The organism is Flavobacterium piscisymbiosum (genome assembly GCF_020905295.1).
GTDB lineage: Bacteria > Bacteroidota > Bacteroidia > Flavobacteriales > Flavobacteriaceae > Flavobacterium > Flavobacterium piscisymbiosum.
This window is the reverse complement of the sequence record NZ_JAJJMM010000001.1, coordinates 5577905-5596140: the sequence shown is the minus strand read 5'-3', so window position 1 is coordinate 5596140 and position 18236 is coordinate 5577905. Positions and strand designations below refer to the sequence as shown.

The following is an 18236-nucleotide window of genomic DNA, read 5'->3' as shown; positions in this document are numbered from 1 at the left end:
TAGTTATATAAAATTACAAAAAGAGTAATCTTTCAGATAAGTAAACATTTATTTTAAATGTTATAAATTATTAATAAACAGGTATAAATACTTGGTTTTTAATTTTTATGAATCGATATATTTGATTTTATTAAAAAATTATTGCTCAAAATAGTTTTGTAATTATGGTTGACTTAAGAGACTTTAAACAAGAATGTGAATGTATTTACAAAAATGAACGCTACTCTGTTCGTGACAACGGAGCAGTATTCCGCTATCCTCAGGAAGGAAAACGGCCAAGACCAACTGATAATATGTGGACTTTTGGAAAACTAAATAACAAGACAGGATATTTAGAAATTGTTTCTGTTCGAATTCACCGAATAGTTGCGACCGCTTTTCATGGCGATGCGCCAACAAAAGAGCATGTTGTTGACCATATTGATACAAACAAACAAAATAATAGACCTGATAATCTACGTTGGGTAACAAGATTAGAAAATATTTTACTAAACCCAATTACAGCAAGACGTATTGAAATTATTTGCGGAAGCGTTGAAGAATTTCTTGCTGACCCTTCAAAATTTCGGGACAAATTTGCAGATCCAAACTATGAATGGATGTGTGCCGTTTCAGCTGAAGAGGCACAAATAAGCTTAGAACGAATGTTGTCTTGGGCAAATAGTTATAAGCCATTAAAAGGAGGTTCATTAGGAGAATGGATATTTAATCGAGAAATCGTTCAAACTCTACCTGTCAACCAACCAAATTACATAATGTCAAAAACTTCTAATGCAGCACAACGTATTAATTTTCCTAATGATATACCAAACGAATTTCCAAGTACACCACAAGCTTTTGAAGGCAATCCATTGACAGCATATTATTATAGTTTAATGGAGGGTGAGCCGTTCTTTAGAAACCATAATGGAGAATATATAGTCGTAAAAAGAGGGTTTTCAAAAGATAAGCAGTCTCTTTATGTAATGACAAAGTCTGCTTATGTGTGGAGAGAAGCTATTGACGGAGAGCATATCCCAGTTCCCATAGTTGAACTTCCTGAAAAAGATTCTATTGAGGATTTGCCTCATGCACTTACGAAAGTAACTTATGAAGATAATTTATTTGTGCATGCAAAGATGGAATTGGGGTTTCACCCTCTAGAAGAATTGGAAGAATTATACATCAGCTATACTCAAGTGCTATAAAGCACTCTAAGGAACTTTAAAATTTATTATCTGATCAATAATAATAAAATCAGATTTAGTTACGGTTTTCCGTAATCAAATTGATTTTTGTTTTTGATATATTTGTGTGAATAACAATTTGTTACAAAATTGTATATGTGTGTTAAACCAAATAAAATTAAAGAAAAACTTATGAGCTACCATGACCCTATACGTCAGTCAAAATATTTAAGACAAACTTTGTCACAAGATAAGAAACCAGTAGGTTTTTTTATTTCAGCTGGATGCCCTTTAGCTGTTTCTATGCCAGATGGAGAATGGCCATTGATTCCAGATGTCGCTGGCTTAACCAAATATATAAAAGAGCAAATAGACAAAGAAACAACTGTTGTTAATGATGATCCGAGAAGTTTAGCTGATGCATATGCTCAACTTATTGAGGAAGTAGTAAAAACAGGAAAGGTAAATCCCAATATTGAGGACATTTTAAGTTTTTTAAGAGGTATGATGCAGATTTCAAAGGGAGCTGATGACATCAGAGGATTTTCCGAAGCTGAATTAGAGAATCTGGAAAAATTAGTCTGTCAAAAAATAGCTGAAAAATTGAATGTCAAACTTCCAGATAATAAAACACCTTATCACAAATTAGCTAAGTGGGTAAATAATATTGATAGGGATACCTCTATTGAAATATTTACTACTAATTATGATTTGCTGCTGGAAGAAGCATTCGAATCTTTAAAAGTTCCCTATTTTGATGGATTTGTAGGGACAAGATTTCCTTTTTTTGATTTGAGGGCTGTGGAAGATAATCTGATACCTAATCATTGGACAAGATTATGGAAAATCCACGGGTCTATTAATTGGTATTTGAGGGAGAATAAGGATGTTTATCGTTCTACAAGTTTAGAGGAACACGATTCTTATATTATCCACCCATCTCATTTGAAATATGATCAAAGTCGTAAAATGCCTTATTTAGCATTAATAGATAGATTGAATAAATTTCTAAGACAAAATTCAGCAGTTCTAATACTGTCTGGTTATTCTTTTAGTGATGATCACTTGAATGATACTATTTTAAATGCCTTAAGAGCAAATCCAACAGCTATGGTTATTGCTTTGTTATATGGGAACTTAACAACTACTACTGAAGAGAAAGACGAAGATGAAACGGTTATTAAAACAATTATTAATTACGAGAAAGCTTTACACTTAGCAGAAAATAGATCAAACTTAAGTATCTGGACTCTAGATGAAGGTGTAATTGGAGGGCTTAGAGCAAAATGGAAACCAACCAAGTTTGATTTTGACGCAGAAGAAAATATTGCAAATGCGGTTAGAACGAAAGATATACCAATACTAGATGGCGAAGGAAAAGAAACAGGTGAAAAAATGAAAGAATATGAATTTCGTCTTGGAGATTTTGCGGTTCTAGGAGATTTTCTACAAGAATTAATTGGTAAGGAACAATTTAAAATAGAAAAGGATGGCATTTAAATCTACTTATCTTGGAACAATACAAGATGTTAGTGGCACTTCACTTAGTGTTGCATTGGATAATACAGCACCATCTGGTCTTACCTATGTGGACGGAGAAGGTTATCGTATTGGACAAATTGGTTCATTTGTAAAAATTCCTATTGGCTATATTGATTTATTTGGTATAGTTACACAAGTGGGGGCTAGTGCAGTTCCTGAAAATCAAATACTTGCACAGCCTTATGGGTATAGGTGGATCAAAGTACAGCTTATTGGTGAAGGACAAAGAAATGGCTCCTTCCAAAGAGGAATATCTCAATATCCGACGATTAGCGATGAAGTTCATTTGGTTTCTGAAAATGATCTGAAAAATATTTATGGACAACCGGATAAGCCTTACTTTGTAAAAGTAGGTCATATTGCTGGAGCAGAATCCATACCCGCACTAATTGACATAAACAAATTAATTACTCGTCATTCTGCTATAGTTGGTACTACTGGTTCAGGAAAATCAACCACAGTTGCAAGTATCTTAAATGCAATTTCTGATCCTTTTAAATATCCATCAGCAAGGGTTATTGTATTCGATTTACATGGTGAATATGGACATGCTCTAAAAGACAGGGCAAATATTTTCAAGGTAAATTCAGACAAGACTGAAGGAAGTATAGAAAAAGATTTATTTATCCCTTTTTGGGCACTTAGTTTCGAAGAATTGGTTGGAATTAGTTTTGGACAATTTAGTAGTGAAAAAGATTATAACACCATTTTAGAAAGGATAACTAACGCAAAACTCAAAAGTTTAGAAACCTATCCAAAAAGAGGGATAGACATAGACTCTCTAAATGTTGATTCTCCGATTCCATTTAGTTTAAATTATTTATGGCACGAATTATATACTAAAACATTAGGTAAGTTTTACCCCGATAAAGTTGGTAAACCATTAGCATATGAGCTGGATGAAGATGGTAACGAAATGACAGGTGATCCAATCAAAGCAATTCCGCCAGTTTTTAAACCCGTGAATACTAATACAGCTAACGGAGATCGTGTCCAACACCCTACGGACTCTCCTTTAGCTAATAGCCAACAACTTCATTCTTTGGGATCAAAATTAAGAATACCACGATTTGATTTTTTATTTAAGCCAGGCGATTGGACTCCTGATGAAGATGGTAAAACAGAGAAAGATTTAGATTCTTTAATTCAAGAATGGATTGGTAGCGATAAACCTATTACAATAATGGATTTATCCGGCGTTCCGAATTCTATCCTTAATACCATTATTGGAGTTTTGTTGCGGATCATTTATGATGGGCTTTTTTGGGCAAGAAATTTATCACAGGGAGGTCGTAACAGACCATTGTTATTACTAATGGAAGAAGCTCATAATTACTTAAACAATGAAGGAAGTGCTTTGCCAGTAGTTCAAAAAATAGTAAAAGAAGGGCGTAAATACGGTATTGGAGCTATGATAGTTAGTCAAAGACCTTCAGAAGTTAATTCCACCATTCTATCTCAGTGCGGAACATTCTTTGCTTTAAGACTTGCTAATGCGACTGATAGAGGGCATATTACTAGCGCAGTAACTGATAATTTAGAAGGATTAACTAGTATGCTCCCAATTTTAAGAACCGGTGAAGCAATTATACTTGGTGAAGCTGTAAAACTTCCTATGCGGACATTAATTGATGCACCTCCAAAAGACAGAAGACCAGATAGTCAGGATCCTATAATCTATGATGAAAAGGGCAATGAAGATTCTATACATCCTGGAGGATGGGGCAGTAAAATGGAGGAAAATCCTAATTATAAAGAATTTGTAGAGACTTGGAGAGCACAAAATCCATTTATTAAATTAACCAATAAATCGAAAATTATGAACAGACAATCAGTTTCATCGTCTAACATTGCATCAATTGGATATGATGCAGATTCACAAACATTAGAAATCGAATTTTTAAACGGTGGTGTATATCAATATTTCGATGTACCCCAACACGTTCATGCGGAACTAATGAATGCAGATTCACACGGACAATATCTAGCCCAAAATATTAAAGGAGCATATCGCTACTCTAAAGTTTAATATTTATAATGGAAAGATACAGAAATTCAGGAGGAGATTCAGGCGTCTCCTCTTTTGAACTAGGGACTGATTTTATAATTGTTAAGTTTTCTGGCTCATTTCGTACTTATCGATATAGCTACAGAAAAGCAGGCCAGCATCACGTGGAAAACATGAAAAAGTTAGCTAGAAGTGGCGATGGTCTAAATAGTTATATCAACCGTTATGTGAAAAATCTATATGATTAAAAAAATTGAGCACATTAAAGATTTCGGTATTTACAAAAATTTCTTTTGGGTATCTTCAACAGAGATAAAGGATTTTAATTTAAAAAATTTATTCTATGGATGGAATTATTCCGGAAAAACAACTTTATCTCGAATTTTTAGTTCATTACGGGATAAACAAGTTCATGATAGTTACGTTAAAGGAAGTTTTAGAATAGTGACAGATGCTGGTACATTTGATTCATCAAATCTACAGCATTTTCCTTATGATGTTCTCGTATTTAATTCTGATTATATTAAAGATAATTTGAGCTTTAGTTTCAATGATAATAACATCACAGACTCCAAAACTATTTTTTTTGAAGTTGGAGATAATGCTAAATATGAGAAAATATTATCAGAATTAAGAACAGAAATATCAGAAATTAACGGGACTGATATTCTTATTGGAAAAAAAGCAAGATTTCTAAACGAGATTGATGAATTTGATATTTATGACAAAGCAAGTTCAGGAAAGTTTACTACTCTTGCTCGTGAGATTAAGGATGATCATTTTCTTAGTTTAATTAATTTTACTAAAGCGAATTTAAAGCCTATAGTATTAAGGATTAAAAATGATACAGGAGCATTTATTATTAAAGACAAAAAACAATTATCGTATCTAAATGATATAGTTAAAGTTAATGATCCCAAAGAAGAATTAAATGGAATCACTATTGACTTTAACTATGACGTAATTATTAAATACGCAAATAGAATTTTAGAAACTACTCCCGAAAAAAATACTGTAAATAAAATTTTGGATACTAATTACGAGATTTACGATTGGGTTAAAAAAGGAAAAGATTTAAACAAGCCAAATACTAAATGCCTTTTTTGCGATAATACAATAAGCGAAGACAGATATAATTACTTAATAGCTTATTTTAACAGCCAAGCCTCTTTATTAAAAAAAGAAGTAGATAATTTAAAATTCTTAATTGAGCAGGAATTAAACTGGAAAAACCGGTCAATTTGACCACCTAATTCCGGAGTAAATTGACCACCCGTTCCGGAGCAAACTGACCACCTAATTCCGGAACAAATTGACCACCAAGTTTTGTGGTTAATTAACGATTAAAAACTATTGATTTTTTCATGTTGTTAGAACCATACATTCGTTAAAAATATACGGATTATGGCAAACAAAATAACAGACATGAGTAAAATTAGAAAAGTAATTAAATTCTATTGTAATGGAAAGAGTAAGTTATTTATAAGTAGCTACTTATCCCTTTCAAGAAATACGGTAAAGAAATATATTTCTTTATTTGAAGTTCTCGGATTAAGCTTTGAATTAATCGACCAAAAAACCGATGCAGAGCTGGAACTTTTATTCTCCCAGACTAGTGTAGAGGCCATTGGCCCGAGATTACAGACACTTTATGATTTTTTTCCTAAAATGGAACGTGAACTAAAAAAAGTTGGCGTTACCGTACAGCATATGTGGGAACAATATATTGCTGTAAATCCTGATGGTTATCGAACTTCACAATTTCATTATCACTACAATATATGGGGCAAACGAGTTAATCCGGTCATGCATATGAACCATAAGGCTGGTGATAAAATGTATGTTGATTATGCCGGAAAGACACTCTCAATTATTGATATAGATACCGGAGAAGTCAAGGAAGTACAATTTTTTGTAGCAATATTAGGCGCTAGCCAATACACGTATGCTGAAGCTTCCATGAGCCAGCAAAAGGAAAACTTTGTTGACTCAGTAGAGAATGCCATGCGCTTTTTTGAAGGTACTCCTGCTGCCATTGTTCCGGATAATTTAAAATCTGCAGTAATAAAAAGCAGTCGTTTTGAACCGACAATCAATGAAACCCTGGCTGATTTAGCAGAACACTACGAAACTACCATTTTACCTGCCAGAGCTTACAGGCCCAGAGACAAATCATTAGTTGAAGGAGCTGTTAAGATATTATATCGAAGGATTTATGTAACCATAAAAGAAACCAAGTTCTTTTCTCTGGAAGAATTAAACCAGCAGATCTGGGATTTACTTGACTCTCATAATAACAGAAAACTAACAGGACGGCCTTATTCCCGCTTTGAATTATTTTTAGAAGACGAAAAAGAAAAACTACGTCCACTGCCACAAGATCGTTTTGAAATTAAATATCAATCTTTTGCAACAGTAATGCAAAACGGTCATGTTCAATTAAGCCAGGACAAAAACTATTACAGCGTTCCGTATCAATATGTAAAAAAGAAAGCAAAGCTGTTATATACCAAATCAACGGTAGAGATTTATTATAAATACAATCGAATAGCTGTACATCCAAGAAACTACAAACCTTATGTCTATACAACAACCCCTGAGCATTTAGCAAGTACACATCAATTTGTAGCTCAATGGAGTGCTGCCCGCTTCATTGAATGGGCTAATAATATTGATGAGTCAGTGGGAGAATATATAATGCAGATAATCGAAAGCAGAAATCATCCGGAACAGGCTTATAAAAGTTGTTTAGGAATACTGAATTTTGAAAAAAAGGTAGGCAGACAGCGATTAATAAATGCCTGCAGGCGGGCACTTGATTTTAAAATTTACAATTTTAAGACCATACAAAATATTTTAGAAAACAACTTGGATCATATTGATTTTGATCAAGAACCTGAGCAGGAACTTCCCGATCACAGTAACATAAGAGGAAAACACTATTATAACTAAATTAAATCTTGAAAAAATGAATGAATCCACAGTAACCAAAATGAAACAAATGAAGCTTTATGGCATGTTTAATGCTTTTAAAACAGCCATTGAAAGCGGAAAAACAGATCATTATACCCTTGACCAGTTTGTATCGATGATTATTGATGCAGAATGGGATGAAAGGTACAATCGTCGTATTGAACGAAGTATCACTAATGCCAAATTCCATTACAAATCAAATATTGAAAGTATCAATTTTGATGTATCACGTAATCTGGACAGAAACATGGTACTGCGTCTGGCAGAATGCGAATTTATAGAGAAAAATGAAAACATTTTAATCACTGGAAGTACCGGGGTCGGTAAAAGTTATTTAGGTACCGCATTAGGTTATCAAGCCTGTATACAGGGTTTTAAGGTAAGTTATTTTAATACCTCAAAATTGTTTGCTAGACTAAAAATGGCTAAAGCAGATGGCACTTATCTGCGGGAACTTACCAAAATACAAAGACAGGATGTTATAATACTTGATGATTTTGGACTCCAGGCACTTGACAGCCATAACCGAATTACTCTTTTAGAGATCATAGAGGACAGGCATAATAACGGCTCTATAATCGTGACATCACAAATCCCAGTTCAGGGCTGGTATGATATAATTGGAGAAAAAACGATAGCCGATGCAATATTAGACAGACTTATACACCAATCTCACAGGCTTGAATTACATGGAGAATCGATGAGAAAGAAAAGAGGAATAAACAAAGAGTGATATTTTATTATATTTGAATACTAATTAACAGATGAAAAAATATAGTTTTTAATCAAAACGGAGGTGGTCATTTTGCTCCGGAATTAGGTGGTCATTTTGAACTGGAATCAGGTGCTCACTTTAAAACGGAATGGGGTGATCAATATAACCGGAATTTGCAATTAAACAAAATACAAAATATCAATTTTCCGTCAAGTAGCAATGATTTGAATTTAGGTTTTACTAATGATTACATAGAGATTAAAAGTAAGTTGGACGAAATGTTATCTAAATATAAAAAGTATTTAAATAATATAATTCTTAAGTTGGATCTTAAAATAAGTAATAATTTATATACAAAGGTCAAACCAATACCTTCATTTAATATCAAAATTAATATTTCGTTAATAGAACAACTTAATAACCTTATCAAAAAAAACAACGAATTTTCGAGCAATTTCAATTTTATAATTAATCAGGAAAGAGGAAAATTAATTGATCATCTAGTTGCTTCTTTTTTGAAAACAGAAAAATACCTTTCAAAAGAAAACAAATACGAAAAAGCACTTTTTGAAATAGAAAAGCTAGACCAAAAAATACAAAGGTTAGAGAGAGAAATAGAAAGTTATGAATCACTTAAAGAAAGTGACAAAGAAGGAGCTGAACAGTATACTTATTTTATTCAAAGTTTTCTAAGCAGAAATGATATTGAAATAAAATTAGATGAACAATCTAAAAAATTTATTTTATTAAGAAACAATGAAAATGCGTCGAATCTAAGTGAAGGAGAAAAAACAGCAATAGCATTTTCTCACTTTCTGGTTTCTATTAAAGCATTAGAATCGAAAGGAAAATTCAAAGACTATATAATGTTTATTGATGACCCTATTTCGAGTCTAGATGGTAATCATATTTTTCAAATTAATTCATTGTTAAAAGAAATGTTGTTTTCAAATAAAAATATAAATGGTCAATGGGATATAACATGTAAACAATTATTCTTTTCTTCTCATAATTTTGAGTTTTTCAACCTTCTAAAAGAATTACCTTTAAATAAAAAAGAGTCTAGATATTTTATTGAAAGAAATAGAGCTTACAATACATCTGAAATAAAAATATTACCTGATATTTTTGACAAATATTCTTCTGAATATCACTACTTATTTAAAGAAATATATGATTTTAATAAACTTAGAAAGCCTCTTAATTCGGATAAATTATTAATTATCCCTAATATTTTGAGACGTTTTTTGGAAATGTATACACTAACAAAATTTCCTAGTTCTGAAAATGTAGATCGAAGAGCAGAAAGAATTTTTACACCAGAAGTTTCAAAGAGAATCTGTAAACCTTTTCATTTTTTTAGCCATTTAGATAATATTGATAGAATAGGTAAGCAAAGTGAATATATGGCAGATATTCCGATAGCGTGTAAAGAATTAGTAACTTACATCAAAAAGAAAGATAAACTTCACTATGAAGCTTTAGTAAATTCTATAATCAAGTAAAACAATATGTCAACAATAAAAATAAACCAACAACTAAGACGAATCGAAATAAAAGAATTCGAAATAGAAAATCAAATCGTTTTTAATTATTTTGACAATCTTCCAGTGTTTGAAAGAGACGAAAAACTGCTTCGAGCAATTTATATAGGTGTTTTAGCTTTAATGGAAGATCGCATGTCAGCATTTCTTGCCAAGACAAGTAATGAACTTGGTACAGAATTGGAAAGTTTGAAAATGATTTTTGATATGAAGAAAGAGCTATTTTATAAATCGTCAATCAAAGGTATTTTGGCTGAGGAAGAAATAGCCGATTTTCTCAATCAGTATTTTTCAGAGAAAAAACTAAAAGATCGGGCCATACTCACAGGGAATAATGCCGGGAGTATTCCAAGAAATAAAACAGGTGATATTATTTGTGAGATAGATGGTAATGTAAATCTTAGAATCGCTATTGAATGTAAATTCGACAAGAGTGTCCGTTTGGGAGATATTGAAACTAAAGATTTATTTACAAGAAAGACCGATACAGCTTGGAGCCAATTACTCGAAGCTCAAGCTAACAGAGATTCAAAAGTAAGTCTCATTATATTTGATATTTCTTTAGTAGACAATTCTGTTCTTCGGGTGTTTGAAAATGTTGGATATATCTCTGGAGTTGGATTAGTTGCTATTATTAATTCTCAAAAAGGAGATTATTCCAATTTGACAATTGCTTACATGCTGGCGAGAGATATTGCATTGAATTCCAAACAGGTCGAATTAGATAAGGATTTATTGGTGATTTTAGTCAATCGCCTTATAAAAGACATTAACGAAATAACAACTATAAAAAACTTGGTTCAAAATAATATTGATAATAATAAAGTTATCCTTAAACAGCTGGAAAAAAGCATCTTATTAATGGAGTTTAATCAACAATATCTCAAAAAATTCTTGTCGGATGGTACTTTAACGAAAGAAGATTTACTAAATTATTATCAAGGTGAAGATGTAAAAGATAGATATCGATTGATAGAAAAGGATATAAATAGTCTATAAAAATTACAGTTTCGTAATTTTTAACTATGGAACAAATTCATTTATAAACGAAATATAATCGTTTTCTTCATGTATATGCGAACGAAAACTACAGGCTTAGAAACAAGTAAAAAATGTTTGTAAATTTTACGCTATTTTTTGTTTGAATATCCAGACGTCTTCTAACATATTAATATAGGATGAATGGGAAAGCGGTATAATACTTTTGAATTACAAAACCTCGTCAAAAGAGTCGGCTAAAATTTTTAGGTCTTCAAGTAAAAGGTTCGTATTCGCTCCTTCTGCGTTCACATAAAAATACCACTCAATTTGAGTGGTATTTTTGTTTTATATCTAAATGGTTTAAGTGCGTAGCTCAGCTTGATAGAGCATCCCGATTTTCAATCGGGACGATCAAAGGTTTGAATCCTTCTGCGTTCACATAAAAATACCACTCAATTTGAGTGGGTCTTTTGTTTTCTATAATTTTACTGTTTGTAAAATCGATCAAAAAAATGTGGTAAAACCGTGGCAAAACGGTTTTTGAAATTACTGAAAGATAGAATTGATGCGGGTTTGTGACCTATTGTTGCAATCCTTCTGGGACTGCAAACTCTTTTTTGTAATTTCTGGCAGAACCGGATAAATTAATAATGAATGAAAACTTGAGGAAATGGATTAGAGAAATGTGTGATTTGGGGTATAAGTACGATTGCAGCTTTGATCGTTGGAGAATTGTGAGAGAATCAAAATAAAAAACAGTTCAATTATATTTTAATTCGGATATAGAAAAGCTTATATGTATAAAGAGCATATAGATTTTTAATAATTCAAAGATTATGCTCCTGAACCTGTATTAAAATGACGAAGGATTTGTTTAGGAGCATCAATAACCTCTCCTCTAAGAGAGTCGAACCATGTTACTTCTTTGGTAACTTCTGCACAACATTCATTTTTTGAGTTGAAAAAACTGCTTTTAATGTTGATTTTTTCAGCTATGTAACAATGTTTTAATTCTACAAAAAAATGCTCGGTAAACATCAGGTCTTTATGGCAAACCAATACATGATTTCCTTCCTGAAGAACAAGATGCAGTGTATTGAGTTTTTCTTTTGAAAAACCATGGCAAAACAAAAAATGATACAATAATCGAACTGTATATGCAATGTAGGAAGCGCTTTCCATGACCATAAAATCATTCACATCTTCTCCGGTAACAACATAATTTTTGCAGATCATTTAATTTGAATTGAAGTTAAAAAAAGAGGTCAGCTTAATATAAAACTGACCTCAGGGCATTAGTCATGTTTAGTGATCTTCCAAATCAAAAAAATAAATGTAGATAATAATTGGTGGGTAGTTTTTATTATCTAATTATTTTCTTTTTTTTTAACGATCATTTAGTTAATAAAAAATTGTAGTTGATTTTTATTTTATCAGCAATTTTTTTTCTCACAAGATTGGGTATTTCGATGTCAAAATCTTCCGGTTTTACTTCAAATAAACCTGTAGCATTAACTCCGTTAGCAGCTTTTGAAATTTTTACGCTTACTGTTACAGGTTTTGTTTTTCCATGAATGGTAAGATCCCCTTTTAAAGTGAAGTTTTTAGCTGTATTTGTAATTTTAGAAATATCAAAATCCTCTATTTTACCTTTGAAAGTCGCTTTTGAGAATTTTTCAGATTCCATGTAATTTTCGTTAAAATGTTCTTCCATTAAAGCTACTTTAAAACGAAAACCTTTTATAAGAATCAAAGCAGCAAAATCACCTGTAGACTGTTCCAGAACGGCAGACACACTTTTATTTTCTGCAGCAACTTCTTCGTTAGAAGGTGTAGAAGCCTGAAATTTGATAGTACCTGTTTTTGTGATTAATTTTTGTGCAAATCCGCTTGTATTTGCAGCAATAAGCAGCACCAATACAAAAAAATGAATATATGTTTTTTTCATGATCATTAATTTTCTTTTAGACCGTCCGTATTCCATTTTACAATGATATCAATATTTGCCTGAGACATTCTTCCTGCCTGAGGCATGATACCCTGTTGTCCGCTTTGCAATTGAATTCGGTTTAATAAACCGGCGTTTTCAACCGCAGATTTTACCTCTGCATAAGTAGTCAGAGGCCTGAAACCTGCAGATCTTCCGCTTTGGTGGCAACCGATACAATTGGCATCAATAACAGCTTTGGCATTTTTAGTATAACTAAATGTGGCTACTGGGTCAGGGTCTGGTGTTCCTGGTCCCGGAGGGGTTACTGTATCGGGTGGTGTTTCAATATCCTGATAGGTATCCGAATCACTACAGCTTGCAAATGCAGCGAGTAAAAAGGTAAGTGCTATTATTTTTTTCATAGTTTATTGTTTTTTTAAAATACTCTGTATAGATTAAATCCGAAAAAGAAATCACCTTTACCCCAGTCACCCGACGCATTAGTAAGGTATCCGCTCTCACTCATAGATTGTGAATTGGTAAATATGAGTTGAAAAACGTGTCCGCCTGTTTCTACATCAAGACCTACAGATAATGGATTTTTATAAAAGTCTGGTTTATCAAAATTGTGCATGTACTCTAAATTGACTGATAATCTTTTAGTGATTTTATAGCGGCCGCCTCCACCAAAAGAAAATTGATTGTCGTTTTCAATAGCCGGATTGTAAAGGTTTTTATGTACAAATGAAGGAACTATTTCCAGTGACAGCTTTTCGCTAACTTTTCTGGATATCAAAAGCTGCTGTACATAAGTCATGCGATGCTTAAATTCTAATCCCGGATACTGATCTTTTTCTAAAAAAGTATTGATGTCGGCAACACTGTATCCAACTATGTCTACAGGAAAATTGGCATTTTGTCTCATCATTCGATATTTTAATCCCGTTTCGTACATTTTGTTTAAGGTATGTCTGGAAAGACTTACAGATAACCAATCTGTAACCCCATAAATACCACCCAGTTTCGTAGTTGCGTTATCAAGACCAAAAAAGCTGTCAAAACCATCTTTGACGGTACCAAAACGGTGAGAGACTACAAAATAAAACTCCTTTTTTGCAGCCATTTTTGTGGTCTGTAGGGTTACGAGCTGTAAGGCTTTAAAAGTTGCCGTAGAATAACTTTCTTCTACCTGAGTAGAATCCAGATCCTTAAGCAAATCATCCTGCGAGTATGCCACAGTAGCGAGAAGTAGGCAGAGTGAGGCTAAAAATTTCTTCATAATTGGTTTAATTGTTTGGTTTATTAAAAGTGCACTGGTCTAGTTTAACTTCCTGAAAAAGTTCATCATACCCAATACATTTTCCTTTTACCGTTACTTTATCATCGAGATGTTTTTCTTTTATTTTTTTGGTAAACAGACAAAAAACAGTGTTTTCGATTGTAATAACAGAATCGGTTTCTTTGGTTACCGTACCTGTGATTTCAATAGTTTTATTGAGATACAAGACATCAGCTTTTTTTGGATCAGAGTTGTACTGTTCAAGTAATTTTTCGGCCGTTATACTGAAATCGGGTTTCTCTGATGCTATATTTCGCGCTTCCTTAAAAAGAAATCCGTAATAAAAATAAATGCCCGCAGAGACGATGATCAATAAGGCCGCAATTAAAAATGCGATTCTTTTTGGTTTCATATTTTACTTAATTTATTTAGGTACAGGTATTATCCTTTTATTTAAAATCAGTCCAATCTGCATTGGACTAATTTAAAATGGAGTATACTAAAGGGAATTTCCTAAAATGAATCGTTCTTAGATTGCAAGAGGTGAGTCTTTCACCGGTACAGGCCAAACTCCCGGGGCAGGAAAACTAATTCCTTTATTTGAGCCTCTTACGCTTGCATCCTGTCCAAAATAGTACAATGGCCAGCCGTTGTAAGTAAGTTGAGATTTGCCAAAAACAGTGATAACAGAAAATTTAGATTTATCCAATACAGAAGGGACAACAATTTTATCTGTTTCATAAATAGGCCAAACCCCATTGTTTGAAAAATCAGCTTTTGTAAAATTGTTTTTCTTGAAGTTATCATTCTTAAAAGTATATAAGGTGATTCCTTTAGCATCTGTAAAATAAGTTGTTAAACCATCTCCCACAGTATAATCTGATTTGTAGTTTTTAGTATCGTGTCCTACAAGCTGGCTTCGTACAATCATAATCGAATAGTCTGGTTTGGCAATAAACCAAACACCACCAACTCCGTCTCCTGTTGTTTTACCGGCAGCTTCTGTTGTGTTGGTTCCGTTTACATTTGGTGCATAATAATACAAAGGCCATCCTTTATAAGTCACTTGTTTTTTACCAGATGCAGTAGTTATCGTAGCAAAATCTGAGAATGTTAATCCTGTACCTAATTTATCGGCAGTTAAATTGTCAAGGTAAAAAGGAGGCCAAACGAGTTCACATCCTCCTGTACAAGTTACCTTGTCTTGAGCATCTGTTGAGAAAAAGTACAAAGATTTTCCATCCTTGTCTGAAAGATAAGAGCCTAATGTTGTACTTGTAGACAGGCTGACTTCTTTTTTTGTTTCAGTGGTAGGAGTAGTATCATTATTATTGTCACTACTACAGCTTACAAAAAATGTTGTTGCAACAGCAACCATAGCGAGTTTGATTTGTTTTAATTTCATTGTTCTTTTGATTAGGTTAAGGGAGTTACTTTTTTTCCTCTTTTCATAGGATTCAATAGTAAAACAGCCTTGGTGCAGATTACCCTACCAAAGAATTATTATTTTTTTAAAAAAAAGCAGAAAAAAATATGGAGCTTAAATTAACCCTGGATTCTCCGGGTTATAATGAAATCCTAAAACTCACATTTGGAGTTCTTTGCAGGGCGAATGTTTCAACTTCTTCTACAGAATTAGTTAGAGAACTTATTCTGTAATATTCACTGATTTCGTTTTTCCTGTTAAGGATATTTAAGATGGAGATTCCTAATTTGTACTGAATTCCGTTACCAGCTTCCCATTTATAAGTAGAGGAGATGTTTACCTGCGAAAAAATATGCAGGTTCGTATTGTTGGGTCTGTTGTATACCAAAACAGGATCTGAAAGATTAAATTGAGAAAGGTCAGGTGATGTTTTTGGTCTGCCCGAAGACCATTTTGTTCCCAAAGCAATTTTAAAATTATTTTTCTCGTAAATTCCTGCCCACGATACTGTATGCATTAACTGATAATTGTTGGGAAAACTTGGATATTCATAATTAGCAAAATGATAATTATTATGGTTATAGGTATAACTTAGCCAGGTTAGAAAGTGATCCATTTTTTTCTGAATCAGCATTTCTGTTCCCCATACTTCGTAATCTCCAGTTGTACGAACAAACTCCAACTGGTTCTGAAAACCCTGGCTGGAAGTTGTAATTCCTTTTACTTTTTTATAAAAATTTTCGATGTCCAGCAGCCAGTCATTTTTTTGATAAAATAAATTCAAGGATATCTGCCTGCTTCTTTGAATAGGAATTGTCGTATTGTTAGAAACAATCCAACGCCTTTTTTCAATGCCAAAGTAATCTTTTTGTAAATCAATTATTTGTTGTGAATTTTGACTTTTGAGTTCGCCCAGCAATTCTAAATTAAGATTTTTATTAATGCCATAACTAAATTGCATGCGGGGTTCTACAATGAATTTTTTAAATTTTTCAATATAATTAACTCGGCTTCCGGCTTTAAAATAGATTCTGGAAATCGTGTCGTTGTATTTTCCTTCTGCAATAAAGGAGTGTGTTCTCAGTACATCTTTAACTCTGCGATAAAAATCAGGATTTTGTACCTGCTCCAGATTGGTAATCCCAATTTCATTGTACTGATAGCCGTCGTTAATGATAAATTTTGGGCTAATAACATGATTATTCTCCAGATTTAACCCATTATTGTTTACTCTGTTTTCTTGTGTGACAACTTGTTCGTCAAGGGTAGTTTTTTGGTTGGCAAAAAGCTCATAAGAAGAATTATAAACATTAATTTTAGTGGTATTAAAGTTGTTCCAGTTTCTTTTCCATGACAAATTTCCACCGTAATTTTGTTGGCGTAAAATATTATTTTCAGATTTGTTTATGTCATATACGGTTGCGCTTTGAAAAACTTCCAGATTGTCTTTTATGGTAATCAAATCTAAAATTAACTGATCTTTAGATCCTATTTTTTGGGCATATTTTAGCGTAGCATCATAAAAACCAAATTTTTTATCGCTTTGGTAATTGATGTTTTGGTTTTGCGAAAAATCAGTAATGGTTGTGTTTTGAAATATTTTATCAAAATATTCCTTATAAGTAGGTGTTTCGACAAAATCAGTAATTGATTTGCGCGCCGAAATTTCGATATAACTCTTTTTCGAAATATTGTACTTCGTGTAAACATCGGCATTAATCATATTGATTCCGGCGCTAAAAGCATTTTTTTCCTCTGTTTGAGGATTGGAGGAAATAGCAACAACGCTCGAAACACTTTCTCCGTAAAAAGCAGAACTTCCATTTTTGTAAATAGAAATAGTATGAGCAAGATTTGGGTTAAAAACCGATATTAAACCAAAGAAATGTCCTGTTTGAAACATTCGTATTCCATTCCATACAAATAAATTCTGGTCGTGCGTTCCTCCGCGTACATTGATGCTTGATACACTTTCATCCAGACTGTTTACACCTGGAATCTGCTGCATGGTTTGTAAAGCGTCCGGCTCGATAAGCCCAGGTAGAATACCAAATTTTTTGGGTTTAATTTCCAGTGATCCATCGGCATTTTTTGAAATTCCCGAAGCCAGAATAGCTGTTGTTTTTATCTCCTGAAGTTCTGTGATTTCAGGTTCTAATATTATCTGAAGACAATTTTTAGATTCTGAACTTCCTGCTGTAATTCTTTTAGAAACAAAACCAACGTGACTAATTAAAATAGTATTTTTTTCCTCTTTAAAAAGTTCAAAATAACCTTTTGAATCTGTTGTGGTTTGAGTTTTATTAGCTAAAGTAATATTGGCGTTTTCGATGGTTTTTTTATCCAAAGCAGATAAAATATATCCGCAGATTCTATTTTGTTCGCTCTCTTTTTTATAAATATTAATGAATTTATTGCCTATGTTTTCAAAGGATAAATTGGTTTTTTTAGCAAGATATTCCAATTTCTGATTTAAAGAAAGTGATTGTTTCGGAGGATTTAATTCCAGGCCGGCAATATTGTCTTCGGTATAATTAAAACCAACCCCATGCTGTTTTTCAATGTCAATTATTATTTTTTTAAAAGGCACAGCTTTTCCTTTGTCCTGACCAAAAAGATTAAAGACAAGGAGGAAGAAAAAAAACAAAAAATGAAATTGTCTGGGGCGCAGC

Annotated in this window: 15 protein-coding genes and 1 tRNA gene; 9 read left to right on the top strand and 7 right to left on the bottom strand. The window is 32.7% G+C overall.

What is annotated here, in order from left to right:
• Nucleotides 1–164 precede the first annotated feature (164 nt).
• From LNP81_RS23545 to LNP81_RS23505, 9 genes are all read left to right on the top strand, one after another.
• Nucleotides 165–1187, top strand: coding sequence for an HNH endonuclease signature motif containing protein (locus tag LNP81_RS23545; protein WP_230039706.1), 1023 nt, complete (start codon nucleotides 165–167; stop codon nucleotides 1185–1187).
• Nucleotides 1188–1358: 171 nt separating this feature from the next.
• On the top strand, nucleotides 1359–2666 hold the full coding sequence (locus tag LNP81_RS23540) for an SIR2 family protein (RefSeq protein ID WP_230039705.1): 1308 nt from the start codon (nucleotides 1359–1361) through the stop codon (nucleotides 2664–2666).
• Nucleotides 2656–4737, top strand: coding sequence for a helicase HerA domain-containing protein (locus tag LNP81_RS23535; RefSeq protein WP_230039704.1), 2082 nt, complete (start codon nucleotides 2656–2658; stop codon nucleotides 4735–4737). Before LNP81_RS23540 ends, LNP81_RS23535 begins: the two co-directional genes overlap by 11 nt.
• Before the next feature lie 219 nt (nucleotides 4738–4956).
• Nucleotides 4957–5961 (top strand): AAA family ATPase, encoded by a 1005-nt coding sequence (locus LNP81_RS23530; RefSeq protein ID WP_230039703.1) that lies wholly within the window; start codon nucleotides 4957–4959, stop codon nucleotides 5959–5961.
• 159 nt (nucleotides 5962–6120) lie between these two features.
• Complete coding sequence (gene istA, locus LNP81_RS23525) at nucleotides 6121–7668, top strand: IS21 family transposase (RefSeq protein WP_230039702.1); 1548 nt, start codon at nucleotides 6121–6123, stop codon at nucleotides 7666–7668.
• 16 nt (nucleotides 7669–7684) lie between these two features.
• Complete coding sequence (istB, locus tag LNP81_RS23520) at nucleotides 7685–8422, top strand: IS21-like element helper ATPase IstB (RefSeq protein ID WP_056251131.1); 738 nt, start codon at nucleotides 7685–7687, stop codon at nucleotides 8420–8422.
• Between the two features lie 155 nt (nucleotides 8423–8577).
• Nucleotides 8578–9909 carry an AAA family ATPase gene (locus LNP81_RS23515; RefSeq protein WP_230039701.1) on the top strand — a complete coding sequence of 444 codons (1332 nt, stop codon included), beginning with the start codon at nucleotides 8578–8580 and terminating at the stop codon, nucleotides 9907–9909.
• Nucleotides 9910–9915: 6 nt separating this feature from the next.
• Nucleotides 9916–10947, top strand: coding sequence for a hypothetical protein (locus tag LNP81_RS23510; RefSeq protein WP_230039700.1), 1032 nt, complete (start codon nucleotides 9916–9918; stop codon nucleotides 10945–10947).
• A 344-nt stretch (nucleotides 10948–11291) separates the two neighbouring features.
• A tRNA-Glu gene (locus LNP81_RS23505) sits at nucleotides 11292–11364 on the top strand.
• A gap of 399 nt (nucleotides 11365–11763) precedes the next feature.
• On the opposite strand, the gene LNP81_RS23500 is transcribed toward LNP81_RS23505, so the two are convergent.
• The 7 genes from LNP81_RS23500 to LNP81_RS23470 form a co-directional block, all read right to left on the bottom strand.
• Entirely contained in the window at nucleotides 11764–12165 is a 402-nt protein-coding gene (locus LNP81_RS23500) for a hypothetical protein (protein ID WP_230039699.1), read from the bottom strand.
• 157 nt (nucleotides 12166–12322) lie between these two features.
• Nucleotides 12323–12877 (bottom strand): YceI family protein, encoded by a 555-nt coding sequence (locus LNP81_RS23495; protein WP_230039698.1) that lies wholly within the window; start codon nucleotides 12875–12877, stop codon nucleotides 12323–12325.
• A 5-nt stretch (nucleotides 12878–12882) separates the two neighbouring features.
• On the bottom strand, nucleotides 12883–13281 hold the full coding sequence (locus LNP81_RS23490) for a cytochrome c (RefSeq protein WP_230039697.1): 399 nt from the start codon (nucleotides 13279–13281) through the stop codon (nucleotides 12883–12885).
• 14 nt (nucleotides 13282–13295) lie between these two features.
• Nucleotides 13296–14138, bottom strand: a complete 843-nt coding sequence (locus LNP81_RS23485) for a DUF5777 family beta-barrel protein (protein WP_230039696.1) — start codon at nucleotides 14136–14138, stop codon at nucleotides 13296–13298.
• Between the two features lie 7 nt (nucleotides 14139–14145).
• Nucleotides 14146–14550 (bottom strand): OB-fold putative lipoprotein, encoded by a 405-nt coding sequence (locus LNP81_RS23480; RefSeq protein WP_230039695.1) that lies wholly within the window; start codon nucleotides 14548–14550, stop codon nucleotides 14146–14148.
• Between the two features lie 117 nt (nucleotides 14551–14667).
• Nucleotides 14668–15543, bottom strand: coding sequence for a COG4315 family predicted lipoprotein (locus LNP81_RS23475; RefSeq protein ID WP_230039694.1), 876 nt, complete (start codon nucleotides 15541–15543; stop codon nucleotides 14668–14670).
• A gap of 160 nt (nucleotides 15544–15703) precedes the next feature.
• Complete coding sequence (locus tag LNP81_RS23470) at nucleotides 15704–18211, bottom strand: carboxypeptidase-like regulatory domain-containing protein (protein WP_230039693.1); 2508 nt, start codon at nucleotides 18209–18211, stop codon at nucleotides 15704–15706.
• Nucleotides 18212–18236: the final 25 nt, after the last annotated feature.

What these genes read in the sequence shown, in the direction of transcription:
- LNP81_RS23545 (WP_230039706.1), top strand. Translation starts at nt 165, where the DNA reads ATGGTTGACTTAAGAGACTTTAAACAAGAATGTGAATGTATTTACAAA.
- LNP81_RS23540 (WP_230039705.1), top strand. Translation starts at nt 1,359, where the DNA reads ATGAGCTACCATGACCCTATACGTCAGTCAAAATATTTAAGACAAACT.
- LNP81_RS23535 (WP_230039704.1), top strand. Translation starts at nt 2,656, where the DNA reads ATGGCATTTAAATCTACTTATCTTGGAACAATACAAGATGTTAGTGGC.
- LNP81_RS23530 (WP_230039703.1), top strand. Translation starts at nt 4,957, where the DNA reads ATGATTAAAAAAATTGAGCACATTAAAGATTTCGGTATTTACAAAAAT.
- istA (WP_230039702.1), top strand. Translation starts at nt 6,121, where the DNA reads ATGGCAAACAAAATAACAGACATGAGTAAAATTAGAAAAGTAATTAAA.
- istB (WP_056251131.1), top strand. Translation starts at nt 7,685, where the DNA reads ATGAATGAATCCACAGTAACCAAAATGAAACAAATGAAGCTTTATGGC.
- LNP81_RS23510 (WP_230039700.1), top strand. Translation starts at nt 9,916, where the DNA reads ATGTCAACAATAAAAATAAACCAACAACTAAGACGAATCGAAATAAAA.
- LNP81_RS23500 (WP_230039699.1), bottom strand. Translation starts at nt 12,165, where the DNA reads ATGATCTGCAAAAATTATGTTGTTACCGGAGAAGATGTGAATGATTTT.
- LNP81_RS23495 (WP_230039698.1), bottom strand. Translation starts at nt 12,877, where the DNA reads ATGAAAAAAACATATATTCATTTTTTTGTATTGGTGCTGCTTATTGCT.
- LNP81_RS23490 (WP_230039697.1), bottom strand. Translation starts at nt 13,281, where the DNA reads ATGAAAAAAATAATAGCACTTACCTTTTTACTCGCTGCATTTGCAAGC.
- LNP81_RS23485 (WP_230039696.1), bottom strand. Translation starts at nt 14,138, where the DNA reads ATGAAGAAATTTTTAGCCTCACTCTGCCTACTTCTCGCTACTGTGGCA.
- LNP81_RS23480 (WP_230039695.1), bottom strand. Translation starts at nt 14,550, where the DNA reads ATGAAACCAAAAAGAATCGCATTTTTAATTGCGGCCTTATTGATCATC.
- LNP81_RS23475 (WP_230039694.1), bottom strand. Translation starts at nt 15,543, where the DNA reads ATGAAATTAAAACAAATCAAACTCGCTATGGTTGCTGTTGCAACAACA.